At 67.8% G+C, this 22,485-nt stretch carries 28 protein-coding genes; 23 read left to right on the forward strand and 5 right to left on the reverse strand.

Annotated elements, in window-relative coordinates; all coding sequences use genetic code 11:
• From murA to hisD, 3 genes are read left to right on the forward strand one after another with little or no spacing between them, the layout of a single operon-like run.
• Nucleotides 1-1,278, forward strand: a complete 1,278-nt coding sequence (gene murA, locus U1F38_RS01690; RefSeq protein WP_409985320.1) for a UDP-N-acetylglucosamine 1-carboxyvinyltransferase — start codon at nucleotides 1-3, stop codon at nucleotides 1,276-1,278.
• Nucleotides 1,275-1,922, forward strand: coding sequence for an ATP phosphoribosyltransferase (gene hisG, locus U1F38_RS01695; RefSeq protein ID WP_409985321.1), 648 nt, complete (start codon nucleotides 1,275-1,277; stop codon nucleotides 1,920-1,922). Before murA ends, hisG begins: the two co-directional genes overlap by 4 nt.
• On the forward strand, nucleotides 1,919-3,235 hold the full coding sequence (hisD, locus tag U1F38_RS01700) for a histidinol dehydrogenase (protein ID WP_409985322.1): 1,317 nt from the start codon (nucleotides 1,919-1,921) through the stop codon (nucleotides 3,233-3,235). The genes hisG and hisD overlap by 4 nt, the downstream gene beginning before the upstream one ends.
• Here the strand turns inward: hisD and U1F38_RS01705 are convergent.
• On the reverse strand, nucleotides 3,228-3,476 hold the full coding sequence (locus U1F38_RS01705; RefSeq protein WP_409985323.1) for a hypothetical protein: 249 nt from the start codon (nucleotides 3,474-3,476) through the stop codon (nucleotides 3,228-3,230). The two genes, hisD and U1F38_RS01705, sit on opposite strands and share 8 nt — an antisense overlap.
• On the opposite strand from U1F38_RS01705, the gene U1F38_RS01710 reads away from it, so the two are divergent.
• From U1F38_RS01710 to hisA, 8 genes are all read left to right on the forward strand, one after another.
• Nucleotides 3,475-4,638 carry a branched-chain amino acid ABC transporter substrate-binding protein gene (locus tag U1F38_RS01710; protein WP_409985324.1) on the forward strand — a complete coding sequence of 388 codons (1,164 nt, stop codon included), beginning with the start codon at nucleotides 3,475-3,477 and terminating at the stop codon, nucleotides 4,636-4,638. The genes U1F38_RS01705 and U1F38_RS01710 overlap by 2 nt on opposite strands.
• 63 nt (nucleotides 4,639-4,701) lie before the next feature.
• Entirely contained in the window at nucleotides 4,702-5,922 is a 1,221-nt protein-coding gene (locus U1F38_RS01715) for a Yip1 family protein (RefSeq protein WP_409985325.1), read from the forward strand.
• Between the two features lie 69 nt (nucleotides 5,923-5,991).
• Nucleotides 5,992-6,228 carry a CopG family transcriptional regulator gene (locus tag U1F38_RS01720; protein ID WP_409985326.1) on the forward strand — a complete coding sequence of 79 codons (237 nt, stop codon included), beginning with the start codon at nucleotides 5,992-5,994 and terminating at the stop codon, nucleotides 6,226-6,228.
• Complete coding sequence (locus tag U1F38_RS01725; RefSeq protein WP_409985327.1) at nucleotides 6,206-6,661, forward strand: PIN domain-containing protein; 456 nt, start codon at nucleotides 6,206-6,208, stop codon at nucleotides 6,659-6,661. Before U1F38_RS01720 ends, U1F38_RS01725 begins: the two co-directional genes overlap by 23 nt.
• Nucleotide 6,662: 1 nt before the next feature.
• Nucleotides 6,663-7,772: a histidinol-phosphate transaminase gene (hisC, locus tag U1F38_RS01730; RefSeq protein ID WP_409985328.1), complete on the forward strand. Its 1,110-nt coding sequence runs from the start codon at nucleotides 6,663-6,665 to the stop codon at nucleotides 7,770-7,772.
• Entirely contained in the window at nucleotides 7,769-8,368 is a 600-nt protein-coding gene (gene hisB, locus U1F38_RS01735; RefSeq protein ID WP_409985329.1) for an imidazoleglycerol-phosphate dehydratase HisB, read from the forward strand. Before hisC ends, hisB begins: the two co-directional genes overlap by 4 nt.
• A gap of 43 nt (nucleotides 8,369-8,411) precedes the next feature.
• Nucleotides 8,412-9,083, forward strand: a complete 672-nt coding sequence (gene hisH, locus U1F38_RS01740) for an imidazole glycerol phosphate synthase subunit HisH (RefSeq protein WP_409985330.1) — start codon at nucleotides 8,412-8,414, stop codon at nucleotides 9,081-9,083.
• 76 nt (nucleotides 9,084-9,159) lie between these two features.
• The gene (hisA, locus tag U1F38_RS01745; RefSeq protein WP_409985331.1) at nucleotides 9,160-9,900 is read left to right on the forward strand and encodes a 1-(5-phosphoribosyl)-5-[(5-phosphoribosylamino)methylideneamino]imidazole-4-carboxamide isomerase; all 741 of its coding nucleotides are present in this window, start codon (nucleotides 9,160-9,162) and stop codon (nucleotides 9,898-9,900) included.
• A gap of 43 nt (nucleotides 9,901-9,943) precedes the next feature.
• On the opposite strand, the gene U1F38_RS01750 is transcribed toward hisA, so the two are convergent.
• Entirely contained in the window at nucleotides 9,944-10,339 is a 396-nt protein-coding gene (locus U1F38_RS01750) for a type II toxin-antitoxin system VapC family toxin (RefSeq protein WP_409985332.1), read from the reverse strand.
• A gap of 9 nt (nucleotides 10,340-10,348) precedes the next feature.
• On the reverse strand, nucleotides 10,349-10,606 hold the full coding sequence (locus tag U1F38_RS01755; RefSeq protein WP_409985333.1) for an AbrB/MazE/SpoVT family DNA-binding domain-containing protein: 258 nt from the start codon (nucleotides 10,604-10,606) through the stop codon (nucleotides 10,349-10,351).
• A 60-nt stretch (nucleotides 10,607-10,666) separates the two neighbouring features.
• On the opposite strand from U1F38_RS01755, the gene hisF reads away from it, so the two are divergent.
• From hisF to tatC, 10 genes are all read left to right on the forward strand, one after another.
• Nucleotides 10,667-11,446, forward strand: coding sequence for an imidazole glycerol phosphate synthase subunit HisF (hisF, locus tag U1F38_RS01760; RefSeq protein WP_409985334.1), 780 nt, complete (start codon nucleotides 10,667-10,669; stop codon nucleotides 11,444-11,446).
• Nucleotides 11,447-11,617: 171 nt separating this feature from the next.
• Nucleotides 11,618-12,961, forward strand: a complete 1,344-nt coding sequence (gdhA, locus tag U1F38_RS01765) for an NADP-specific glutamate dehydrogenase (protein ID WP_409985335.1) — start codon at nucleotides 11,618-11,620, stop codon at nucleotides 12,959-12,961.
• Nucleotides 12,962-13,215: 254 nt separating this feature from the next.
• Complete coding sequence (gene hisI, locus U1F38_RS01770) at nucleotides 13,216-13,605, forward strand: phosphoribosyl-AMP cyclohydrolase (protein WP_409985336.1); 390 nt, start codon at nucleotides 13,216-13,218, stop codon at nucleotides 13,603-13,605.
• Nucleotides 13,606-13,610: 5 nt separating this feature from the next.
• Nucleotides 13,611-14,012 carry a phosphoribosyl-ATP diphosphatase gene (locus U1F38_RS01775; protein WP_409985337.1) on the forward strand — a complete coding sequence of 134 codons (402 nt, stop codon included), beginning with the start codon at nucleotides 13,611-13,613 and terminating at the stop codon, nucleotides 14,010-14,012.
• Nucleotides 14,009-14,404 carry a DUF4870 family protein gene (locus tag U1F38_RS01780; protein WP_409985338.1) on the forward strand — a complete coding sequence of 132 codons (396 nt, stop codon included), beginning with the start codon at nucleotides 14,009-14,011 and terminating at the stop codon, nucleotides 14,402-14,404. The genes U1F38_RS01775 and U1F38_RS01780 overlap by 4 nt, the downstream gene beginning before the upstream one ends.
• Nucleotides 14,397-15,455, forward strand: coding sequence for a patatin-like phospholipase family protein (locus tag U1F38_RS01785; protein WP_409985339.1), 1,059 nt, complete (start codon nucleotides 14,397-14,399; stop codon nucleotides 15,453-15,455). Before U1F38_RS01780 ends, U1F38_RS01785 begins: the two co-directional genes overlap by 8 nt.
• Before the next feature lie 32 nt (nucleotides 15,456-15,487).
• A complete protein-coding gene (locus U1F38_RS01790; RefSeq protein WP_409985340.1) occupies nucleotides 15,488-15,859 on the forward strand; it encodes a histidine triad nucleotide-binding protein in 372 nt (123 codons plus the stop codon).
• Between the two features lie 247 nt (nucleotides 15,860-16,106).
• Complete coding sequence (gene tatA / locus U1F38_RS01795; RefSeq protein ID WP_409985341.1) at nucleotides 16,107-16,343, forward strand: Sec-independent protein translocase subunit TatA; 237 nt, start codon at nucleotides 16,107-16,109, stop codon at nucleotides 16,341-16,343.
• A 20-nt stretch (nucleotides 16,344-16,363) separates the two neighbouring features.
• A complete protein-coding gene (gene tatB, locus U1F38_RS01800) occupies nucleotides 16,364-16,837 on the forward strand; it encodes a Sec-independent protein translocase protein TatB (RefSeq protein WP_409985342.1) in 474 nt (157 codons plus the stop codon).
• Nucleotides 16,838-16,970: 133 nt separating this feature from the next.
• Entirely contained in the window at nucleotides 16,971-17,774 is an 804-nt protein-coding gene (tatC, locus tag U1F38_RS01805; RefSeq protein ID WP_409985343.1) for a twin-arginine translocase subunit TatC, read from the forward strand.
• A 113-nt stretch (nucleotides 17,775-17,887) separates the two neighbouring features.
• Here the strand turns inward: tatC and U1F38_RS01810 are convergent, their stop codons facing one another.
• A complete protein-coding gene (locus tag U1F38_RS01810) occupies nucleotides 17,888-19,042 on the reverse strand; it encodes a S1C family serine protease (protein WP_409985344.1) in 1,155 nt (384 codons plus the stop codon).
• 78 nt (nucleotides 19,043-19,120) lie between these two features.
• On the reverse strand, nucleotides 19,121-20,455 hold the full coding sequence (locus U1F38_RS01815) for a ferric reductase-like transmembrane domain-containing protein (protein ID WP_409985345.1): 1,335 nt from the start codon (nucleotides 20,453-20,455) through the stop codon (nucleotides 19,121-19,123).
• A 149-nt stretch (nucleotides 20,456-20,604) separates the two neighbouring features.
• Here U1F38_RS01815 and U1F38_RS01820 point away from each other — a divergent pair, with 149 nt between their 5' ends.
• Together U1F38_RS01820 and pdxA are read left to right on the forward strand one after the other, a co-directional pair.
• Nucleotides 20,605-21,381 carry a Nif3-like dinuclear metal center hexameric protein gene (locus U1F38_RS01820; RefSeq protein WP_409985346.1) on the forward strand — a complete coding sequence of 259 codons (777 nt, stop codon included), beginning with the start codon at nucleotides 20,605-20,607 and terminating at the stop codon, nucleotides 21,379-21,381.
• A 55-nt stretch (nucleotides 21,382-21,436) separates the two neighbouring features.
• A complete protein-coding gene (pdxA, locus tag U1F38_RS01825; RefSeq protein WP_409985347.1) occupies nucleotides 21,437-22,462 on the forward strand; it encodes a 4-hydroxythreonine-4-phosphate dehydrogenase PdxA in 1,026 nt (341 codons plus the stop codon).
• The last annotated feature ends 23 nt before the right edge of the window (nucleotides 22,463-22,485 follow it).

A 22,485-nucleotide genomic window follows, 5' to 3' on the forward strand; every position in this document is an offset into this window, starting at 1 on the left:
ATGGACCAATTGCTGATCCGCGGCGGACGGCCCCTGAAGGGCGAGGTGCTGGTCTCCGGCGCCAAGAACGCGGCGCTGCCCGAGATGTGCGCGGCCTTGCTCACCAGCGAGCCGGTGCAGCTGACCAACGTGCCGCGCCTGCACGACGTTCGCACCATGCGCCGACTGCTGGAGCACATGGGCGTGGCGACCGTGACGCACGGCGAGCGCGGCGGCATGGACTTTGTCGCGCCCGATGGCCTGAACCCCGAGGCGCCCTACGAGCTGGTCAAGACCATGCGTGCCTCGGTGCTGGTGCTGGGGCCGCTGCTGGCGCGCTTTGGCCGCGCGCGGGTGTCGCTGCCCGGCGGCTGCGCCATCGGATCGCGCCCGGTGGACCAGCACATCAAGGGCCTGCAGGCCATGGGCGCCGAGATCGCGGTGGAGCACGGCTACATGGTGGCGCGGCTGTCGCCCGGCCGCAGCCGCTTGCAGGGCGCGCGCATCACCACCGACGTGATCACCGTCACCGGCACCGAGAACCTGTTGATGGCCGCCTGCCTGGCCGAGGGCGAGACGGTGCTGGAAAACGCCGCGCAGGAGCCCGAGGTGATCGACCTGGCCGAGCTGCTCGTCAAGATGGGCGCGCGCATCGAGGGCCAGGGCACCAGCCGCATCCGCGTGCAGGGCGTGCAGCAGTTGCACGGCTGCACGCACGCCGTGGTGGCCGACCGCATCGAGGCTGGCACCTTTGCCTGCGCCGTGGCGGCCACGGGGGGCGACGCGCTGCTGCGCCACGCGCGGGCCGACCACCTGGACGCGGTGATCGACAAGCTGCGCGACGCCGGCGCGGCGCTGGAGTGCGAGGAGGGCGGCCTGCGCGTGCGCAGCCCCGGCGCCGCCGCGCTCAAGGCCCAGGGCTTTCGCACCAGCGAATACCCGGGCTTTCCGACCGACATGCAGGCGCAGTTCATGGCGCTCAACTGCGTGGCGGCGGGCTCCAGCCTGGTCACCGAGACCATTTTTGAAAACCGCTTCATGCACGTCAACGAGCTCCTGCGCCTGGGCGCGCAGGTTCAGGTGGACGGGCGCAACGCCGTGATCGAGGGCGTGAGCCGCCTGTCGGGCGCGCGCGTGATGGCCACCGACCTGCGCGCCTCGGCCAGCCTGGTGATTGCCGGCCTGGTGGCCGAGGGCGAGACCGTGGTCGACCGCATCTACCACCTGGACCGCGGCTACGACCAGATGGAAGAAAAACTGCGCGGGCTGGGCGCCGACATCACCCGAGTTTCCGCATGATCACCCTTGCCCTCTCCAAAGGCCGCATCTTCGACGAGACCCTGCCGCTGCTGGCCGCTGCCGGCATCACGGTGACCGAAGACCCCGAGACCTCGCGCAAGCTGATCCTGCCCACCAACCAGGCCGACGTGCGCGTGGTGCTGGTGCGCGCCACCGACGTGCCCACCTATGTCGAATACGGCGGGGCCGACTTGGGCGTGACCGGGCTGGACACCCTGATCGAGCATGGCGGCGCCGGGCTCTATCAACCGCTGGATTTGCAGATTGCCAAGTGCCACATGGCCGTGGCCGCGCCCGTGGGCTTTGACTACGCGCATGCCGTGCGCCAGGGCAGCCGCATCACCGTGGCCACCAAGTACACGGCGATTGCCCGCAATTTCTTTGCCGACAAGGGCGTGCACGTCGATCTGGTCAAGCTCTACGGCAGCATGGAGCTGGCCCCGCTCACCGGCCTGGCCGAGGCCATCGTCGATCTGGTCAGCACCGGCAAGACGCTCAAGGCCAACAACCTGGTCGAGGTCGAGCACATCATGGACATCAGCTCGCGCCTGGTCGTCAACCAGGCCGCGCTCAAGCTCAAGACCGCGCAGATTCGCCCCATCATCGACGCCTTTGCCCGCGCCGCCAACCCCGAGATGGTATGACTTTGATAGCTGCTCCCGCCCGTCTGTCAACCGCTGACGCTGATTTCGAGCAACAATTTCGCGCACGCCTGCACTGGAGCGCCGAGCAGGACGCCGCCATCGAAGAGCGCGTGGCCGCCATCCTGGCCGACGTGCGCGCGCGCGGCGATGCGGCCGTGCTGGAGTACACCGCCCGCTTCGACGGCGTGCAGGCCGCCGGCATGGGCGCGCTGCAGCTCAAGGCCGACGAGCTGGCCGCCGCCTTCGACGGCTTGCCTGCCGAGCAGCGCCAGGCCCTGCAAGCCGCAGCCGGGCGCATCCGCCGCTACCACGAGTGGCAAAAAACCCAGGGCGGCGAGACGGCCACCTACCGCGACGAGGACGGCACCCTGCTGGGCCAGAAGGTGACGCCCCTGGCGCGCGTGGGCATCTACGTGCCCGGCGGCAAGGCCGCCTATCCCAGCAGCGTGCTGATGAACGCCATTCCGGCGCACGTGGCCGGCGTGGGCGAGATCATCATGGTGGTGCCCACGCCGAAGGGGGACAAGAACCCGCTGGTGCTGGCCGCCGCCCACGTGGCCGGCGTCACGCGCGCCTTCACCGTCGGCGGCGCGCAGGCCGTGGCGGCGCTGGCGTACGGCACGGCGGCGATTCCCAAGGTGGACAAGATCACCGGCCCCGGCAACGCCTACGTGGCCAGCGCCAAGAAGCGCGTGTTCGGCCAGGTCGGCATCGACATGATCGCCGGCCCCAGCGAAATCCTGGTGCTGGCCGACGGCAGCACGCCGGCCGATTGGGTGGCGATGGATTTGTTCAGCCAGGCCGAGCACGACGAACTGGCGCAGGCCATCCTGCTGTGCCCCGACGCGGGCTACATCGACCAGGTGCAGGCCGCCATGAACCGGCTGCTGCCCACGCTGCCGCGCTTTGACATCATCGCCAAGAGCCTGGCCGACCGCGGCGCGCTCATCCACACCCGCGGCATGGAGGAAGCCTGCGCCATCGCCAACCGCATCGCGCCCGAGCACCTGGAGGTGGCCAGCCGCGAGCCGCACCGCTGGGAGCCCCTGCTCAAGCATGCCGGCGCCATCTTTCTGGGCGCCTTCACCAGCGAAAGCCTGGGCGACTACTGCGCTGGCCCCAACCACGTGCTGCCCACCAGCGGCACGGCGCGTTTCTCGTCACCGCTGTCGGTGTACGACTTTCAAAAGCGCACCAGCCTGATCGAGGTGAGCGAGGCCGGGGCGCAAAAAATCGGCCGCATCGCCAGCGTGCTGGCGCGCGGCGAGGGCCTGCAGGCGCACGCGGGAGCGGCGGAACTGCGGCTCAAATAAATCGCGTGGCTGTCGGTGCGGCGGTGCCTTGCGCGCACCGGCCGGGCCGCGACGTTCGCATGGGTGGAGCGGCGCGCGCCGCGGTGCGGGCGCAAGACGTGGTTTTCAAAATGCCGCAATTCGTGACAAATTTGGCTGCCCAATCTTGATAAAAATCAAACCAAGGAATTACCCCATCGGCTTTTTCATGGACTTCTGCTACATCAGCAACATACGTAACTTGTGTGATGGGATGTTGCATGAAATCCAGTTTGTTGAATCGCCGGAAATTTTCGGCTGGCGTGGTCCTGGCGCCCTGGGTGGGTGGCGGCTTGCTGAGCGGCTGCAGCCGAATTCCTGACACCGTCAAGATCGGCGTCGCCCAACCCTTGAGCGGGCCGATCGGCGCCCTGGGCCAGGATTTGCGCAATGGCGTGCAACTGGCGGTTGACGAGCTCAACGCGGCCGGCTACTCGATCGGTGGCAAGCGGGTGAAGCTGGAGATCGTGGCGGTGGACGACAAATCCGACGCCGCCGCCGGCAAGGCGGGCGCGCAGCAACTGGTCGATGCCGGCGTGGTGGCCGTGATCGGGCATCTGAACTCGGGCGTCAGCATCGAGGCAGCGCCGATCTATGCCGCGGCCGGCCTCGCGCAACTGGCCATTTCCACCAATCCGAAATACACGCAGCTGGGCTACGACACCACCTTTCGCCTGGTGGCCAACGACGATCTGCAGGCGCGCGCCATCGGCGCGTTTGCGGCCGAGCAGTTCGGCGCCGTCCGCTATGCCGGGCTCGACGATGGCACGCCCTACGGCAAGGGGCTGACCGACGGCGCGATCGTGCAACTCAAGGCCAAGCAGCGCGAGGTGGTGCTGCACGAATCATTCGACGGCAAGACCGTGGCCTTTGGTCCGTTGGCCGCCAAGCTCAAGGCCGACAAGGTCGGGGTGATCGTCACCACGCTCAACGATTTCCAGGTCGTCGCGCTGATCCAGGCGCTCAAGGCGGTGGATCATGTCGACGTGCGGGTGCTGGGGGGCGACACGCTCAAGACCAACGAAGTGCTGAAGGCCGAGGGCCTGATCCAGGCCATCTTCGCGACGTCGCCGATCCTCGATGCCAAGGAGTTCGCCGCCGGCCCGGCCTTCCTGGAAAAGTACCTGGGGACCTTCAAGGTCCCGGTGGCCTATGGCGCCCACTACACCTACGACAGCATGTACATGGTGGCCAGCGCCATGCAGGCTGCCAAATCGGTCGCGCCCAAGGACATCACGGCGAGACTGCGCAAGCTCGACAGCTACGCTCCGGTGACGCAGTACATGAAGTGGGAGAAGAGCGGCGAGCAGCGCTACGGTGCCGTGGGCGTGTACCAGGTGCAGCGCGGCCAGTGGGAGCCGCGCATTCGTTCGGACCGCTGGTAGCGCGACGCGGGTACCATTCGCGCGGCAACCGAGCGCCGTCCGGCGCGACAAAGGAGGTTTGTCTTGGCACTCGTCGACCGCGTCAAAAGCATCCTGCTCAACCCCAAGCCCACCTGGGCCGCCATCGAGGCCGAGCCGGCCACGCCGGCGGGGCTGTACAAGGACTATCTCGTGTGGCTGGCCGCCATTCCGGCGCTGTGCGGCTTCATCGGCATGTCGCTGATCGGGGTCGGGGGCTTCGGCATCACGGTGCGCGTGCCACTGCTGCTGGGACTGGCCAACCTGGTGGTGTCCTATGTGCTCAGCCTGGTGGGCATCTACGTGCTCTCGCTCATCGTCAACGCGCTGGCGCCGCGCTTCGGCGGGGTGCAAAGCCCCATCCAGGCGCTCAAGTTGACGGTATACGCCAGCACGGCGGCGCTGGTGGGCGGGGTGTTCAGCCTGCTGCCCGCGCTGTCCATCCTGGGGCTGCTGGCAGCGCTGTATTCGATCTACCTGATCTACACCGGGTTGCCGGTGCTGATGAAGAACCCGCCGGAAAAGTCCATGGTCTACACCGTGGTGGTGCTGATCGCCGGCGTGGTGATCGGGCTGATCCTGGGCGCGGTCACGGCGCTGTTCACGCCGCACCGCGCGCTGATGCACGGCAGCGAGGGCGTTTCGATCACCACGCCGCAGGGCAAGGTGGACATCAACACCGCCGCGCTGGAGGCCGCCAGCCAGAAGATGCAGGAGGCCACGCGCCAGATGGAGCAGGCGCAAAAGGACGGCAACAGCGCCGCCGTGGTGGCAGCCGCGGGGCAGGCGGCCACCGCGGCCATGGGCGCGCTGGGCGGCGCGCAGGGCAACGTGGACGCGCAGGCGCTGAAAGCGGCGCTGCCCGACCAGTTGGCGGGCCTGCCGCGCACCGGGCTGGAGGCGCAGAACAACACGGCCGCCGGGGTTTCGGTGGGGCAGGTCAGCGCCGACTACCAGAAAGACGACAAGCACCTGCGCGTGGAGATCATTGACATGGGCGGCATGAGCGCGCTGGCGCAGATCGCCGGCATGGTGCAGGGCGAGAAGGAGACCAATGGCCGGGTCGAGAAAATCTGGCAGGAGGGCGGGCGCACCCGGCAGGAGGAATACCAGAAGGACGGCAGCAGCGCCGAGGCCAAGAGCATCCTGAAGAACGGGCTGGTGGTCAGCGCCCAGGGCAGCAACCTGTCGATCGACGAGGTGCGCGGCGCGCTGGGCAAGCTGGACCTGGCAGCGTTGGAGGGCTTGGCACGCAAGAAGCCCTGACGGGCCGGGTTGATGACACGAATTTCGTGCAACACGAAATTCGTGTTCAAAAAGGTGTAAACTGGTGGCATGAAGAACGTCACCATCACCGTGGACGAGAGCGTGCTGGAATGGGCGCGCATCGAGGCGGCCAAGCGCGGCAGCAGCGTCTCGCGCATGGTGGGTGAGTTGCTGGCCGAGAAGATGCGCCAGGAAGACGCCTACGCGCAGGCCATGCGCGAGGCGCTGCGCTTCGAATCCTGGGGCGTGAGCGACGGGCCCTACCTGACTCGCGACGAGATGTATGAGCGCGCTCGTTTTCGTTGACACCAACGTCTTTCTCTACACCGTGGACGAGCGCGACCTGCCCAAGCAGGCGCGCGCGCGCGAGTGGGTGCGCTGGTGCTGGATGCAGCAGAGTGGGCGCATCAGCACCCAGGTGCTCAACGAGTTCTACAACAACGCCATCACCAAGTTTCGCGGCGTGATGCCGGTGCAGCAGGCGCGCGCGCAGGTGCGCAATCTGCGCCAGTGGCAGCCGCCGCACCTGGATACCTACGTGATCGACGGCGCCTGGGCGCTGCAGGATCGCTATGCGCTGAGTTACTGGGACGCGCTGATCGTGTCCTCGGCCCAGCAGCAGGGCTGTCGCTTCCTGCTGAGCGAGGACTTGCAGCATCAGCAGCGCTTTGAGACCGTGCAGGTACTCAACCCGTTTCGCACCGGCCCGGACGAGCTGCCGCCGGGTGAGGAAGATTGACATGAACGCCCCCATGAATCCCGACGTCACCAACCCCTTCGCCCGCATTCGCCACGACGTGCAGGGCATGCACGCCTACGCGGTGCAGGATTCGCGCGGCCTGATCAAGCTGGACGCGATGGAAAACCCCCACCGCCTGCCGCCCGCGTTGCAGGCCGAGCTGGGCCAGCGCCTGGGCCAGGTGGCCGTCAACCGCTATCCGGGCGAGCGCATCGACGCGCTGCGCACCGCGCTGCTGGGCCACGCGCAGCCGCCCGCCGGCTGGTCGCTGATGCTGGGCAACGGCTCGGACGAGCTGATCAGCCTGCTGGCCATGGCCTGCGACATTCCGGGGGCGTCCATCCTGGCGCCGCTGCCCGGCTTCGTGATGTACGCCATGAGCGCGCAACTGCAAGGCCTGGCCTTTCACGGCGTGCCGCTCACCGCCGACTTCGAGCTGGATGAGGCGGCCATGCTGGCGGCGATTGCGCAGCACCGCCCGGCCATCGTGTACCTGGCCTACCCCAACAACCCCACCGGCACGCTGTGGGACGAAGGCGCCATCGCGCGCATCATCGCCGCTCAAGGAGCGCAAGGCGGCCTCGTGGTGATGGACGAGGCCTATCAGCCCTTTGCCGCGCGCAGCTGGATCGAGAACGTGCGCGCCGCGCCCAATGCGCATCGCCACGTGCTGATCCTGCGCACGCTCAGCAAGTTCGGCCTGGCGGGCGTGCGCATTGGCTACCTGCTGGGCGAGGGCGCGCTGATGGCCGAGCTGGACAAGGTGCGACCGCCCTACAACGTGAGCGTGCTGAACGCCGAATGCGCGCTGTTCGCCCTTGGGCATTCGGCGGTGTTTGCAGCGCAAGCCCGGGATATCCGGGCGCAGCGCGCTCTGCTTTTCGAAGCGTTGGCCCAACTGCCCGGCGTGCACGCCTTTCCCAGCCAGGCCAACATGATCCTGGTGCGCGTGCCCGATGCCGCCAAGGCCTTTGCCGGCATGCGCGAGCGCGGCGTGCTGGTCAAAAACGTTTCTAAAATGCATGCTCTGCTGGCCCAGTGCCTGCGCCTGACGGTGGGCACCGCCGACGAGAACGCGCAGATGCTGGCCGCCCTGCAAGCCGCCCTATGACGACGACCCCACGCACCGCCACCGTCTCGCGCAACACCGCCGAGACCCAGATCACCGTCACGCTGAACCTGGACGGCGCCGGCCATTCCAAGCTGGCCACCGGCATCGGCTTTTTCGACCACATGCTCGACCAGATCGCGCGCCACGGCCTGATCGACCTGGAGGTGCAGGCCACGGGCGACTTGCACATCGACGGCCACCACACCGTGGAGGACGTGGGCATCGCCATCGGCCAGGCCGTGCGTCAGGCGGTGGGCGACAAGGCCGGCATCACCCGCTACGGCCACAGCTACGTGCCGCTGGACGAGGCGCTATCGCGCGTGGTGGTCGACTTCTCGGGCCGGCCCGGCCTGGTGCTCGATGCGCAGTTCACCAGCGGCATGATCGGCGCGCTGGACACCCAGCTGGTGCACGAATTCTTCCAGGGCTTCGTCAACCACGCCCACGTCACGCTGCACATCGACAACCTCAAGGGCGTCAACGCGCACCACCAGGTCGAGACCATCTTCAAGGCCTTCGGCCGCGCGCTGCGCATGGCGCTCACGCCCGATCCGCGCGCAGCGGGGCAAATCCCGTCCACCAAAGGGGTTCTTTGAGTCAAATCGGGTCCTGGCCCGCGTCCAGCAAGCGCGAGCAGCTATGAATTCAAGAGTCAATCAAACCGTGGCCGTGGTCGACTACGGCATGGGCAACCTGCGCTCGGTGGCCCAGGCCGTGCTGCACGCCACGCAGGACACGCACGTCAACGCCGTCATCACGGCCGACCCGGCGCAGGTGCGCGCCGCGCACCGCGTGGTGCTGCCGGGGCAGGGCGCCATGGCCGACTGCATGAGCGCGCTGCGCGAGTCGGGCCTGCAGGACGCGGTGCTGGAGGCCGCCGCCACCAAGCCCCTGTTCGGCGTCTGCGTCGGCATGCAGATGCTGCTGAGCCACAGCGCCGAGGGCCACAGCGCCGCCGGCACGCCCGGGCTGGGCCTGATCGCCGGCGAGGTGCTGCGCTTCGATCTGGCCGGCCGCCGCGCACCCGACGGCAGCCGCTACAAGGTGCCGCAAATGGGCTGGAACCGGGTGTATCAGACCCGGCCGCACCCGGTGTGGGGCACACAGGCCGACGGCCAGTGGTTCTACTTCGTGCACAGCTTCTACGCCCAGCCGGGGGACGCCGCGCATTGCGCTGGAGAAACCGAGTACGGCAACCGTTTTGCCTCGGCCATCGCACGCGATAATATTTTCGCCACGCAGTTCCACCCCGAAAAAAGCGCGGCGCAAGGGCTGGAGCTGTATCGCAACTTTCTGCACTGGAACCCCTGACCAGGCTCACTCTTGTTTTCATAGCGTTTCGCGCATTCATTGCAAGCCCATCCAGGGTTTTTCTCTTCAATCGATCATGCTCCTGATTCCCGCCATCGACCTCAAGGACGGACACTGCGTGCGCCTCAAGCAGGGCGACATGGCGCAGGCCACCACCTTCAGCGAAGCCCCGGCCGAAATGGCCGCGCACTGGCTCGATCAGGGCGCGCGCCGCCTGCACCTGGTGGACCTGAACGGCGCCTTTGCCGGCAAGCCGCAGAACCTGGGGGCCATCAAGGCCATCCTGAAGGAAGTGGGCGACGACATTCCGGTGCAGCTGGGCGGGGGCATTCGCGACCTGGACACGATCGAGCAATACATCGACGCCGGCATGCGCTACGTCATCATCGGCACGGCCGCCGTCAAGAACCCGGGCTTCCTGAAGGACGCGTGCAGCGCCTTCGGTGGCCACATCATCGTGGGGCTCGATGCGAAAGACGGCAAGGTCGCCACCGACGGCTGGAGCAAGCTGACGGGCCACGCGGTGGTCGATCTGGCGCGCAAGTTCGAGGACTGGGGCGTGGAGTCCATCGTCTACACCGACATCGGCCGCGACGGCATGCTCTCGGGCATCAACGTCGAAGCCACCGTCACGCTGGCACAGGCGCTGTCGATCCCGGTGATTGCTTCGGGGGGCTTGTCGAGCATGGCCGACATCGAAGCCCTGTGCGCCGTCGAGGACGAGGGCGTCGAGGGCGTGATCTGCGGGCGCGCCATCTACTCGGGCGACCTGGACTTCGCCGCGGCACAAGAGCGCGCGGACGCACTCAAGGGGTGAAAAGATTCCGGCTGGCGCGTCTTCGCGCCAAGTGCTGCGGACTTCAGCGAATCACCTGCACGTGCACACCCGTCGCCGCCTCGTCCAAATCGGCCCACGCTCGGTCTGCGGTGACGGCCGTCGCCCCCATGCCGCGCGCCAGCGCCAGGCAAGCGCGATCGCCCAGCGACAAGCCCAGCTCGCGCGTCGTGGGGCGCAACAGCGCGCTGGTGCTGGCTTGCTCGACATCGAAGTCGATGGCCTGCACGTCCATTTGGTGCAACAGTCGGCGCCATTCGTCGGGGGCCAGCCCTTTGTCCGCCAGCTTGCTGCCCACTTCGGCCACGTTGACGCTGCTGGCCACGCACTCATGGTCTTCGAGCAGGGCGTCCACCACGGCGCTGCCCGGCTCGTTCTGAATCAGCGCCAGCAGCGCCGAAGCATCCAGCACGTACAACATGGCGTGCGATTACTCGCGTGCCGCTTCGGCGCGGCGCTCGGCAATCAGCTCATCGGCCAGGTTCACGTCCTTGGGCACGTTCAGGCGTTTCATCGTTTGGGCAAAATACGCCCGCCGTTGCGCCGTGCGGTGGCTGGCCGAGGTCAGCACCAAGCTACCATCCCTGACTTCGGCATAAATCCGCGTGCCGGGCTTGAAACCCAGTTGCTCGCGCAGGGCCACCGGCACCAGCATGCGGCCATTGTCGGAAATGCTCAGTGTGGTCATAAGTCGTTTTGATGTCAGAAATTTGATTTTGTCAGATTGATGGAAATTGTCAAACAAGCAATGCTCGCCAAACGCATCATCCCCTGCCTGGACGTGACCGGCGGTCGCGTGGTCAAGGGCGTCAACTTCGTCGAACTGCGCGACGCGGGCGATCCGGTGGAGATCGCCGCGCGCTACAACGAGCAGGGCGCCGACGAGCTCACTTTTCTCGACATCACCGCCACCAGCGACGGGCGCGACCTGATCCTGCCCATCATCGAGGCCGTGGCCAGCCAGGTCTTCATTCCGCTCACCGTGGGCGGCGGCGTGCGCACCGTGGCCGACGTGCGCCGCCTGCTCAACGCCGGTGCCGACAAGACCAGCTTCAATTCGGCCGCCATCGCCAACCCGCAGGTCATCCGCGACGCCTCGGCCAAGTACGGCGCGCAGTGCATCGTGGTGGCCATCGACGCGCGTCGGCGTACGGCAGGCGAGGTGGCCGCGCGCGGCGCCGGCTGGGACGTGTACAGCCACGGCGGGCGGCAAAACACGGGCCTCGACGCCGTGGCCTGGGCGCGCCGGATGGCCGAATACGGCGCCGGCGAGATCCTGCTGACCAGCATGGACCGCGACGGCACCAAGATCGGCTTTGACCTGGAGCTGACGCGCGCGGTCAGCGACGCGGTCGAGGTGCCCGTGATCGCCTCGGGCGGCGTGGGCACGCTCGATCATCTGGCCGACGGCATCCAGGCCGGCGGCGCCGACGCGGTGCTGGCTGCCAGCATCTTTCACTACGGCACCTTCACCGTCGCGCAGGCCAAGCAGCACATGGCCGGGCGTGGCATTCCGGTGCGCCTGTAAGCCGGTGCGCTCGCACAGCCCCATGTCACGGCGCCGGCACATCCACTCCCATTTTCCCGTCTGGCCGCCGCCCGCAGGCCCGCTTGATCTGCATCATTTCGGCGCCATGCCGGCCACCGGTGGCGCGTGTTCCAATTCCGTGTGTGATTTCCGTTTGTCGAGGAGCCTCTTTTGACCCCCCAAAGCCTTGAAGATTTCATGGGCGCCATCCAGCGCCGCGACCCCGGTCAGCCCGAATTTTTGCAAGCCGTGCGCGAGGTCGTGATCTCGCTGTGGCCCTTTCTCGAAAAGAACCCCAGGTACCGCGAATACGGCGTGCTCGAGCGCCTGTGCGAGCCCGACCGCGCGATCCAGTTTCGCGTGGCGTGGGTCGATGACAAGGGCCAGACGCAGGTCAACCGCGCCTTTCGCGTGCAGCACAACATGGCCATCGGCCCCTACAAGGGCGGCATGCGCTTTCACCCCAGCGTCAACCTGTCGATCCTGAAGTTTCTGGGTTTCGAGCAGACCTTCAAGAACGCGCTGACCACGCTGCCCATGGGCGGCGGCAAGGGCGGCAGCGACTTCGATCCCAAGGGCAAGAGCGACGGCGAGGTGATGCGCTTTTGCCAGGCGCTGATGTGCGAGCTGTATCGCCACCTGGGTGCCGACACCGACGTGCCCGCGGGCGACATCGGCGTGGGCGGGCGCGAGGTCGGCTTCATGGCCGGCATGATGAAAAAGCTGGCCAACAACGCCAGCAGCGTGTTCACCGGCAAGGGCATTGCCTTTGGCGGCAGCCTGATGCGCCCCGAGGCCACGGGCTACGGCACGGTGTACTTCGCGCAGGAGATGCTGCGCCGCAGGCAGATGGGCTTCGACGGGCGCACCGTCAGCATCTCCGGCTCGGGCAACGTCGCGCAATACGCGGCCGAGAAGGCCATGGAGCTGGGCGCCAAGGTGGTCACGCTGTCCGACTCGGGCGGCACCCTGGTGCACGAGCACGGCCTGACCCACGGCATGCTGCAGGACCTGATGGAGTTCAAGAACGTGCAGCGCGGGCGCTTGCAGGACTTCTGCAAGGAGCACAAGCTCAAGTTTGCCGCCGGCAAGCGCCCCTGGCACGTGCCGGTGGACATCGCGCTGCCCTGCGCCACGCAAAACGAATTGGACGCCGCGGATGCCAAGCACCTGATCGGCAACGGCGTGGTCTGCGTGGCCGAAGGCGCCAACATGCCCAGCACGCTGGAGGCGGTGGACGCCTTTCTGGCCGCCGGCACCCTGTACGCGCCGGGCAAGGCCAGCAACGCCGGCGGCGTGGCCACCTCGGGCCTGGAGATGAGCCAGAACGCCATGCGCCTGTCCTGGTCGCACAGCGACGTGGACCTGCGCCTGCACGAGATCATGAAGGACATCCACGGCAACTGCGTGCGCCACGGCGAGCGCGAGGACGGCACGGTGAACTACGTCGAGGGCGCCAACGTCGCCGGCTTTGTGAAAATTGCCGATGCCATGCTCGCTCAGGGCGTTTATTGACCACCCCCCGTCCGGTATTGACTCTCCCTCTCCCTCTGGGAGTGGGTAGGGGTGAGGGCGGGGCGCTGAATCAAGCCGCCGCGCGTCGGGCGGCGCCGCTGCCCCGCACCCCAGCCCGGGGCTGGCGGCCAGACGCCGCCACTCTTCAGGCCGGCCAGTTCCGCGCAGGCAGAACTGGAGCCGCGGCCTTCAGCCCCAAAGGGGCGAGGGAGCAGGGCAGGGCGGCTGCCACGCGGATCGCGGAGAATCCCCCCATGAACTGGTTGGACGACATCAAGTGGGACGCGCAAGGCTTGGTGCCCGCGATCGCGCAGGAGCAAGGCACGGGTGACGTGCTGATGCTGGCCTGGATGAACCGCGAGGCGCTGGCCAAGACGGCCGAGCTGGGCCGCGCGGTGTACTTCAGCCGCTCGCGCAAGCGGCTGTGGTTCAAGGGCGAAGAATCGGGCCATGTGCAGCAGGTGCATGAAATTCGCGTGGACTGCGACCAGGACGTGGTGCTGCTCAAAGTCACGCAGCTGGGCCACCAGCCGGGCATTGCCTGCCACACGGGGCGGCACAGCTGCTTTTTCAGCGTGCTGAAGGACGGCGCCTGGCAAGCCGTCGATCCGGTCTTGAAAGACCCCGAATCCATCTATAAATAAGGGCCATGTCGCAACAAGACGTCCTGGCGCACCTCACCGCCGTCATCGAAAGCCGCAAGCCGGCGGCCGGGGGCAACCCCGACACCAGCTACGTCGCGCGCCTGCTGCACAAGGGCCCCGACGCCTTCCTCAAGAAGATCGGCGAGGAAGCCACCGAGGTGGTGATGGCCGCCAAGGACGCCGAGCACCAACCCGGCGCGGCGCAGGCGCGCGAAAAAATCGTGGCCGAGATGGCCGACCTGTGGTTTCATGGCATGGTGGCGCTGGCGCACTTCGGCCTGTCGTCCGCCGACGTGGTGGCCGAGCTGGCGCGCCGCGAGGGCCTGTCGGGCATCGAGGAAAAGGCGCTGCGCAAGGTGCGCGAGCGCGAATCGACCGAAATCAACGACCGAGGAGCCGGTGCATGAGCAACAACGACATCATCGACGTGACCACCAAGGGCGCGCCGCCCGAGGACAGCCTCAAGACCTGGGGCTGGGTCAGCTACATCCTGCACCTGATCGTGGCCGTGGCGGCCGTCGTTCCGGGCGCGCAGGTCAGCATTGCGCTGCTCATCATCGCGCTGGTGATGGACCTGGTGAAGCGCGACGATGCGGCGGGCACCTGGCAGGCCAGCCATTTCAGCTGGCGCATCCGCACCGTGCTGTGGGCGGGCGTGCTCTACGTGCTCACGTTTCCTCTTTTCCTGTTGTTCTATCTGCCGGGCGCCATTGCCTGGCTGGTCATTTCGGTCTGGTTCCTGTATCGCATCGTCCGGGGCATGGTGGCGATGAACGCCGGCAAGCCGATCAATGGCTGAGGTGCCAGCGGGCGCGCCGCGTACCCGTACCCCCCGCCTGCGCGGCGCCAAGGCGAGCGGCCCGCGCGAGGTCAACCTGGCGCTGCAAGGCGGCGGCTCGCACGGCGCCTTCACCTGGGGCGTGCTGGATGCCCTGCTGGAGGACGGCCGCCTGGCCTTCGAGGGCGCCAGCGGCACCAGCGCCGGCGCCATGAACGCCGTGGTGCTGGCCCACGCCCTCACCCGCGCGCGCCTGGACGGCTTGAAAGGCCAGGATGCGCACGAGGCGGCGCGCGCCGCCTTGTCCGCTTTCTGGGGGCAGGTGGGCCTGCTGGGCAACTTCAGCGCCGGTCTGCCCTTGCCGGCGGCGCAGGCCGTGGCCTCGTGGTGGGCGCAGTGGCTTTCGCCGGCGCAAACCAACCCGCTGGGCGTCAACCCCTTGCGGACCCTGCTGGGCCGACAGGTCGATTTCGAGCTGCTGGCGCGCGGCGAGGCGATGAAGGTGTTCGTCTGTGCCACCAACGTGCGCACCGGCGTCGGCGAGGTGTTCAGCGGCAAGCGCCTGACGGTGGATGCCGTAATGGCCTCGGCCTGTCTGCCCACGGTGTTCAAGCCGGTGGAGATCAAGGGTGAGCTGTACTGGGACGGCGGCTACTCGGGCAACCCCGCCATCTATCCGCTGATCTACAACACGCGCAGCAGCGACGTGGTGCTGGTGCAGATCAACCCGGTGGCGGTCAAGTTCGACGCCAGCGCCGGCGCGCAGGACATCATGGATCGCGTCAACGAGATCACCTTCAATGCGCCGCTGCTGGCCGAGTTTCGCGCCATCGACTTCGTGGCCCGCCTGCTCGACGAGGGGCGGCTGGACCCCGCTCGCTACAAGAAGATGCTGCTGCACCGCGTGGACGGCGGCGCGGCGCTGGCCGGTTTTGGCGCCACCAGCAAGCTGCGCGCCGACGCTCCGTTTTTGCAGCGCCTGTTCGAGCTGGGCCGTGGCGTCGGCCAGCGCTGGCTGAAGACCCACGTCGAGCACATCGGCGTGCAAAGCACCGCCACCGAAGCCGAGTAACCGCCACTGCCCGCCGCAAGGAGCCCTTTTGCATGAGCGCCACACCATCGCACGACCCGAACTGCATCTTCTGCAAGATCGTCGCCGGCCAGATCCCGTCCAGAAAGGTCCACGAGGACGATGAACTGCTGGCCTTTCACGACATCGCCCCTTGGGCGCCCGTGCACTTTCTGATCATCCCCAAGGCGCACATCGCCTCCATGATGGACGTGGGTCCCGAGCACGAGCGCGTGCTGGGCCGCATGATGGCGCTGGCCCCGCGGCTGGCCATGGAGCAGGGCTGCGAGCCCTATCCCGAGGGCGGCTTTCGACTGGTCGTCAACACCGGCGCCGAGGCGGGGCAGGAGGTGCACCACCTGCATCTGCACGTCATCGGTGGGCCGCGCCCCTGGCGCAAGGGCTAGGTCTGCAATATCCCCAGTCTCCACTTGCTGCGCGATGTTTCGCCCACCCCCTTGCAGGGGGCATCGCCTGTGACCGGGGAGACCCCGGCCACGGCAATCGCTGGCTTGGCCTGCTGCGCGGCCATTCGGCTCTTCGGGCCCCAGCGCCGCTTCTGGAGCGTGGCGTCTCGACGCAGGAACCGTTCCAACGTCCCGCAGTCTAAAATCGGCACAGAAGCGCCCAAACGCCGGCGCAAGGAGTAGCACCATGGGTTCATTTTCGATTTGGCACTGGTTGATCGTGCTGCTGATCGTGGTCATGATTTTCGGCACCAAGAAGCTCAAGAACATCGGCTCCGACCTGGGCGGCGCCGTCAAGGGCTTCAAGGACGGCATGAAGGACGGCGCCGCCGATGCGCCAGCCGACGCGCCGGCCGGGCAGGTCACCAACAACACCAGCGTCCACAAGGACACGATCGACGTCGAGGCCAAGCAAAAAGGCTGATGGTTTCGGGTTTCTGATTCGTGCTTGATCTCGGCATCTCCAAGATGGCCCTGATCGGGGCCGTGGCCCTGATCGTCATCGGCCCCGAAAAACTGCCGCGCGTGGCCCGCACCGTGGGCACGCTGCTGGGCAAGGCGCAGCGCTACGTGGCCGACGTCAAGGCCGAGGTCAACCGCGCCATGGACATCGACGAGCTCAAGAAGATGAAGGAGACCGTCGAGTCGGCCGGTCGCGAGGTCGAGCAGGGCATCCGCGAGACCTCGGCGTCCTTCGAGAAGGACTGGAACGAGGCCACGGCGGGCCTGGATGCGCCCCATCCGGACGATCCGTTGCCCGATGGCGGCTGGACGCCTGCGCCCGAATATCGCCGCCCCAACAAGAACTGGCGCGTCAAGCGTGGCGCCACGCCCCAGTGGTACAAGGCGCGCCAGGGCGTGCGCCGACAGGTGCAGTCCGGTGCGGCGCGGGTGGCGCGCTTTCGGCCGAAAAAGTGACCCCCTCCTTGCTCCACCCGCTGCGCGATGTTCCGGCATCCCCCCCTCAAGGCTCGCCCGCGGCCGGGGAAACCCCGGCCACGGCGATCGCCGGCACGGCCTGCTTTGCGGCCATAAGACTCTTTGAGTTTGCATGAGTAGTCCCAAACCCGACCCCGAAGACGAACTGGCCGGCACCGAGCAGCCCTTCGTTGCGCACCTGATGGAGCTGCGCGACCGGCTGATCAAGTCGATCGTGGCCGTCGGCGTGGTGGCGGGCGTGCTGGCCATCTACCCCGGCCCCGGCCACCTGTATGACCTGCTGGCGCAGCCGCTGGTGGCGCATCTGCCGCATGGCGCCACGCTGATCGCCACCTCGGTGATCTCGCCCTTCATGGTGCCGCTCAAGATCCTGCTGATGGCGGCCTTCCTGATCGCGCTGCCGGTGGTGCTCTACCAGGTCTGGGCCTTTGTCGCGCCGGGGCTTTATTCACACGAAAAGCGCATGGTGCTGCCGCTGGTCATCTCCAGCACGCTGCTGTTTTTTGCCGGCGTGGCGTTCTGCTACTTCCTGGTCTTTGGCCGGGTGTTTGCCTTCATCCAGAGCTTTGCGCCCAAGAGCATCACGGCCGCGCCAGACATCGAGGCCTACCTCAGCTTCGTGCTCACCATGTTCCTGGCCTTCGGCATGGCCTTCGAGGTGCCCATCGCCGTGGTGGTGCTGGCGCGCCTGGGCGTGGTCAGCGTCGAGCAGCTCAAGCACTTTCGCGGCTACTTCATCGTGCTGGCCTTCGTGGTCGCCGCCGTGGTCACCCCGCCCGACGTGGTGTCGCAACTGGCGCTGGCCATCCCGATGTGCCTGCTCTACGAGCTGGGCATCTGGGCGGCACGGGCCTTCATCAAGAGCACCACGGCCCCCGAGGGCAGCGAGGCCTCCTCCGAAGTCGCCAAACCCTGATTCGGCCCGGCGCACGTCGCTGTTTTCAATGATTTTGGCCGCTGACCGGCTCTGGATCAGCGCAGGCAGCTATTCAAACGATAGCTGACCTGGCCGAACTCGCCGCTCATCCCTCAGCGCTGCGGCAGCCGCTGCGGACGCGGGCGTTGAGCGGGCGTGACGTCAACCTGCACCGAATCGCTGCGCCGCTGCACGGCAAAGGCGACGGCTTGCCCGGGCGGCAGCGCGGAAATGCGCGTGAGCAGTTCGGACACCGTGCGCACCGGCTGGCCGGCCACGGCGGTGATCACGTCGCCCGGGCGGATGCCCGCCTGTGCGGCCGGGCCGCCGCCCAGCACGCCGGTGATGATCACCCCCTGCTCGACGGGCACGCCGAAGGTCTGCGCCAGCTCCGGCGTCAGCTCGCCGGGCTCCACGCCGATCCAGCCGCGCACCATCTGGCCGTTCTTGACGATGCTCTCCATCACCTGCTTGGCCGTGCTGACCGGAATGGCAAAACCGATGCCCAGGCTGCCGCCGGTGCGTGAATAGATCGCCGTGTTGATGCCCATCAGGTTGCCGTACACGTCGGTCAGCGCGCCGCCCGAGTTGCCAGGGTTGATGGCGGCGTCGGTCTGGATGAAGTTCTCGAAGGTGTTGATGCCCAGCTGGTTGCGCCCCAGCGCGCTGACGATGCCGCTGGTCACCGTCTGGCCCACGCCGAAGGGGTTGCCGATGGCCAGCACGCGGTCGCCCACCTGCATCTGGTCGGCGTTGCCCAGCACCATCACGGGCAGCTTGTCCAGGTTGATCTTGAGCACGGCCAGATCGCTTTCGGGGTCGGTGCCGATGACCTTTGCCACCGCGCTGCGCGCGTCGGGCAGCACCACCTCGATGGCGTCGGCGCCCTCGACCACGTGGTTGTTGGTCAGGATGTAGCCCTCGGGGCTCATGATCACGCCCGAGCCCAGGCCGCTTTGCTGCTGCTCGCCGCGGTCGCCAAAGAAAAAGCGGAACCACGGATCGCCGCTTTGCCGATTGCGTGTGGTGGTGCTGGTGTTGATGCTGACCACGGCCGGCGCGGCCTTTTTCACGGCCGCGCGCAGGCTGTCCAGCGGGGCGGGCGCGCCGGCCGGTGTCGCCGGCGCCTCCAGGATGGAGATGGTGCCGGTGCTGCCACCGAGTGGCCCGCTGCGCCCCAGCCACTGCGGCTTGAGCGTGAGCACGACGAAGTACGCCGCCAGCAGCACGGTGACGGCTTGGGCGAAGACGAGCCAGAGGCGTTTCATGGACGGCGGGTGGTGGGTGTCGGCTGCGGTGATCGGCGCGCAAATTGTAGGGTGCGGGACGGGGCATCGATGGCGGTGTCAGCGCATCTCGAACAGCTCCTGGTGGAAAGCGCTCGCGCGCAAGCCCTGAGCCTGCAGGTCGGCGCGCAGCGCGCGGCCGAAGCCGGCCGGGCCGCAGAACCACACGCTGGCGTCGCGCCAGCCGGGCACCATCTGGCGCAGGCGCTCGCCCGACAGCAAGCCGTCGCGCGCGTCCACCAGCACGTGCAGGCGAATGCCGGCCGCCTGGGCGTCGGCGCGCATCTTGCCCAGGGCCACGGCGTCTTCCACCACGGTGGTGTGGATCAGGTCGATGTCATGCGGGCCGCCGCCTTCGCGCGCCAGCTGCTTCATGCGGGCGATGAAGGGCGTGATGCCGATGCCGGCGCCGATCCAGATCTGGCGCGTCTGCGGCCCGTCGAAGGTAAAGCACCCGTAGGGGCCTTCCACCGTCACCCGCTGGCCCACGCGCAGCGTTTGCGGCAGCTCGGCCGTGTGGTCGCCCAGCGCCTTGGTGACGAAAGTGATGCGCGGGTCCTGGGGGTGCCAGGCCGAGGCGATGGTATAGGGGTGCGCGCCCTCGGCGCGGCTGCTGGTGACGAAGGCGAACTGCCCCGCCCGGTGGCCGTGCCAGCCGGCATCGACGCGCAGCGTGGTCTCCAGCACGCCCAGCGCCGGATAGTGCTGCAGTGCCTCGATGGCGCCGCCCACCGTGCGCCCCGCGCCCACGCGGCCCAGCAGCACCCGCAGCGCCGACACGGTGCCGGCGGCCGTCAGCAGCGCCATCGCCCAGCCGATGGGCTGCGACCAGTAGTCGAACTGCAGCAGCACCACGGTGTGGAAGACCAGCACCAGATAGGCCACGGCCAGCAGATGGTGCGTCTTGGCGAACAGGCGATAGGGAAAGCGCTTGATCAGCGCCAGCGCGATCAGCACCACGGCGGCGTAGAAGGCCCATTCGCCAACGTCTTCGGCGGTGTGGCGCCAGTCGCGCAGCACGGCTTCGATGCCGCTGGATTCGGGCGGCTGCCCGCGGCGCGCGGGCCGGGTCAGCCAGCCCCAGCCGACCGCCCACTTGGTGCCCTGGGCCCACAGCCAGTGCACCGTGCCGGCAACGAGCGCGCCCACGCCCAGCCACTTGTGCAGGCGGTACATCTTGTCCAGCCCGCGCAGCTGCGGCTCCAGCCACACCGGCCGCACCGCCAGCACCATGGCCAGCGACATCATGCCCATGACCAGCACCCCGCTGTACTGCACCCACACGATGCGAAACGCGAAGTAGCCGGCTTGCGCGGGCCACAGCGTGTCGGCCAGCAGCCACAGGCCGCTCAAGGTGGCCAGAAAGCCCCAGAACACCCAGACCATTCTTTTCATCTCGATTCCTTGCGACTTGGCATTTCCTGGAGCATAAGGATGCAATCCGACGCTTTGACAAGCGTGTGTAAACCCGAGGCAAAGGCCCGGGGCAAAGGGCCGTGGGTTTGATTTGAATCAACGGGTGGGGGATGGCGGACAATCAAGCGATGTCTTCGTCACCGACTGCCATCGACAGCAGCACGTTGCTGGCTGCCTTCAATGCCGAGCTGCAACCCGAGCGCTTCAAGGACTACGGGCCCAACGGCTTGCAGGTGGAAGGCAAGCCGCGCATCGGCAAGATCGTCAGCGGCGTGACGGCCAGCCGCGCGCTGATCGACGCGGCCATCGAGGTGGGGGCCGATGCCCTGTTCGTGCACCACGGCCTGTTCTGGCGCGGGCAGGACGGCACGGTGACGGGCTGGATGAAGCAGCGCCTGCAGCGTCTGCTGGCTCATGACATCAACCTGTTCGCCTATCACCTGCCGCTGGACGCGCACCCCACGCTGGGCAACAACGCCCAGCTGGGCGCGCGCCTGGGCCTGCGGGCGACCGGGCGCTTTGGCGAGCAGGAGCTGGGCTTCATCGGCCGGCCGGCCGACGGCGTGCCGCTGACCGACGCGGCGGCCCTTGCCCTGCGCCTGGAAAAAGTATTGAATCGACCTGTAACGCAGGTGGGGCAAGCGCAAGAAGCTATTCAAAACATAGCATGGTGCAGCGGTGGCGCGCAAGGCTACTTCGAGGCGGCCATCGCCGCCGGCGCGCAGGCCTTCATCACCGGCGAAATTTCCGAACCGCAAGCGCACTTGGCGCGCGAGTGCGGCGTGCTGTTCTTCGCCTGCGGCCACCACGCCACCGAGCGCTACGGCGCGCCGGCGCTGGCCGCGCATGTGGCGGCATCGCTTGGCGTGGCGCACCAGTTCATTGACATCGACAACCCGGCATGACGCCGCCTTGCCCGAGCGCCGCGCAGCCTTGCTGATTCACGCCCCTGCATCCGCCATGAACACCCCCATCGCCATCACCCAGGGCGATGCCGCCGGCATCGGCCCCGAAATCATCGTCAAGGCTTGGTTGACTGCGCCAGATTTGCTGGCCGGTTGCTTCGTGGCGGGCGATGTGGCGACGCTGCGCCGCGCCGCAGCCTGGGTGCAGGGCGAAGGCGTGAGCGTGCCGGTGGCGCAGATCGCGGCACCGGCCGAGGCCGCCCACGTGCCGCCGCGCTGCATCCCCGTGCTGCAGGCCGTGGCGCAGGCGGCGCTGGTTGCACCCGGCCAGGTCAGCGCGCAGGCGGGGCGCATGGCGGGCGACTGCGTGGTGTGGGCCGCGCGCGCGGCACTGCGTGGCGAGGTCGGCGCCCTGGTGACCGCGCCCCTGCACAAGGAGGCGCTGGCGGCCGCCGGCGAGCCGTACGCGCGCTACCCCGGCCACACCGAATTGCTGCAGGCCCTGGCGGCCGAGCACGCGGGCGTGCCGGTATCGGCCATGCCGGTGCGCATGATGCTGGCCAACGACGAATTGCGTACCGTGCTGGTCAGCATCCACGTGTCGCTGCGCGAGGCGATCGAGCTCGTAACCGAAAGCAACGTCTTGCAAACCCTGAGAATTTCGCACCAATCCGTTGGCGCCGCGCTACGGCGGGCGCCACGCATCGCGGTGGCCGGGCTGAATCCGCATGCGGGCGAGGGCGGACTGTTTGGACGCGAGGAGATCGAGGCCATCGCGCCGGCCATCGCCCGAGCGCGCGCCGAGGGCATCGACGCTCAGGGCCCGTTCGCGCCCGACACGGTGTTCATGCGTGCGCGTGGCGGAGCCGAGTTCGACGTGGTGCTGGCCATGTACCACGACCAGGGCCTGATCCCGGTGAAATACCTGGGCGTGGAGCGCGGCGTCAACGTCACGCTGGGATTGCCGCTGGTGCGCACCAGCCCCGACCACGGCACGGCGTTCGACCTGGCCGGCACCGGCCGCGCCGACGCCGGCAGTCTGCTGGCGGCGGTGCGCATGGCGCGCCAGCTGTCAAAATGAAAAACGCCCGTCGCGGAGAGCGG

It is taken from the genome of Ottowia sp. (assembly GCF_046348305.1).
In the GTDB taxonomy this organism is placed as follows: Bacteria; Pseudomonadota; Gammaproteobacteria; order Burkholderiales; family Burkholderiaceae_C; genus Ottowia.

Excerpts from the sequence above, each read along its gene's own strand:
- hisC (WP_409985328.1), top strand. The coding sequence starts at position 6,663 with ATGAACGCCCCCATGAATCCCGACGTCACCAACCCCTTCGCCCGCATT.
- U1F38_RS01785 (WP_409985339.1), top strand. The coding sequence starts at position 14,397 with ATGGCTGAGGTGCCAGCGGGCGCGCCGCGTACCCGTACCCCCCGCCTG.
- U1F38_RS01720 (WP_409985326.1), top strand. The coding sequence starts at position 5,992 with ATGAAGAACGTCACCATCACCGTGGACGAGAGCGTGCTGGAATGGGCG.
- U1F38_RS01820 (WP_409985346.1), top strand. The coding sequence starts at position 20,605 with ATGTCTTCGTCACCGACTGCCATCGACAGCAGCACGTTGCTGGCTGCC.
- hisH (WP_409985330.1), top strand. The coding sequence starts at position 8,412 with ATGAATTCAAGAGTCAATCAAACCGTGGCCGTGGTCGACTACGGCATG.
- U1F38_RS01725 (WP_409985327.1), top strand. The coding sequence starts at position 6,206 with ATGAGCGCGCTCGTTTTCGTTGACACCAACGTCTTTCTCTACACCGTG.
- U1F38_RS01775 (WP_409985337.1), top strand. The coding sequence starts at position 13,611 with ATGTCGCAACAAGACGTCCTGGCGCACCTCACCGCCGTCATCGAAAGC.
- pdxA (WP_409985347.1), top strand. The coding sequence starts at position 21,437 with ATGAACACCCCCATCGCCATCACCCAGGGCGATGCCGCCGGCATCGGC.
- hisA (WP_409985331.1), top strand. The coding sequence starts at position 9,160 with ATGCTCCTGATTCCCGCCATCGACCTCAAGGACGGACACTGCGTGCGC.
- hisF (WP_409985334.1), top strand. The coding sequence starts at position 10,667 with ATGCTCGCCAAACGCATCATCCCCTGCCTGGACGTGACCGGCGGTCGC.
- hisG (WP_409985321.1), top strand. The coding sequence starts at position 1,275 with ATGATCACCCTTGCCCTCTCCAAAGGCCGCATCTTCGACGAGACCCTG.
- U1F38_RS01710 (WP_409985324.1), top strand. The coding sequence starts at position 3,475 with ATGAAATCCAGTTTGTTGAATCGCCGGAAATTTTCGGCTGGCGTGGTC.
- tatC (WP_409985343.1), top strand. The coding sequence starts at position 16,971 with ATGAGTAGTCCCAAACCCGACCCCGAAGACGAACTGGCCGGCACCGAG.
- tatA (WP_409985341.1), top strand. The coding sequence starts at position 16,107 with ATGGGTTCATTTTCGATTTGGCACTGGTTGATCGTGCTGCTGATCGTG.
- U1F38_RS01810 (WP_409985344.1), bottom strand. The coding sequence starts at position 19,042 with ATGAAACGCCTCTGGCTCGTCTTCGCCCAAGCCGTCACCGTGCTGCTG.
- U1F38_RS01755 (WP_409985333.1), bottom strand. The coding sequence starts at position 10,606 with ATGACCACACTGAGCATTTCCGACAATGGCCGCATGCTGGTGCCGGTG.
- U1F38_RS01815 (WP_409985345.1), bottom strand. The coding sequence starts at position 20,455 with ATGAAAAGAATGGTCTGGGTGTTCTGGGGCTTTCTGGCCACCTTGAGC.
- U1F38_RS01705 (WP_409985323.1), bottom strand. The coding sequence starts at position 3,476 with ATGCAACATCCCATCACACAAGTTACGTATGTTGCTGATGTAGCAGAA.
- murA (WP_409985320.1), top strand. The coding sequence starts at position 1 with ATGGACCAATTGCTGATCCGCGGCGGACGGCCCCTGAAGGGCGAGGTG.
- U1F38_RS01790 (WP_409985340.1), top strand. The coding sequence starts at position 15,488 with ATGAGCGCCACACCATCGCACGACCCGAACTGCATCTTCTGCAAGATC.
- hisI (WP_409985336.1), top strand. The coding sequence starts at position 13,216 with ATGAACTGGTTGGACGACATCAAGTGGGACGCGCAAGGCTTGGTGCCC.
- U1F38_RS01750 (WP_409985332.1), bottom strand. The coding sequence starts at position 10,339 with ATGTTGTACGTGCTGGATGCTTCGGCGCTGCTGGCGCTGATTCAGAAC.
- U1F38_RS01780 (WP_409985338.1), top strand. The coding sequence starts at position 14,009 with ATGAGCAACAACGACATCATCGACGTGACCACCAAGGGCGCGCCGCCC.
- hisB (WP_409985329.1), top strand. The coding sequence starts at position 7,769 with ATGACGACGACCCCACGCACCGCCACCGTCTCGCGCAACACCGCCGAG.
- hisD (WP_409985322.1), top strand. The coding sequence starts at position 1,919 with ATGACTTTGATAGCTGCTCCCGCCCGTCTGTCAACCGCTGACGCTGAT.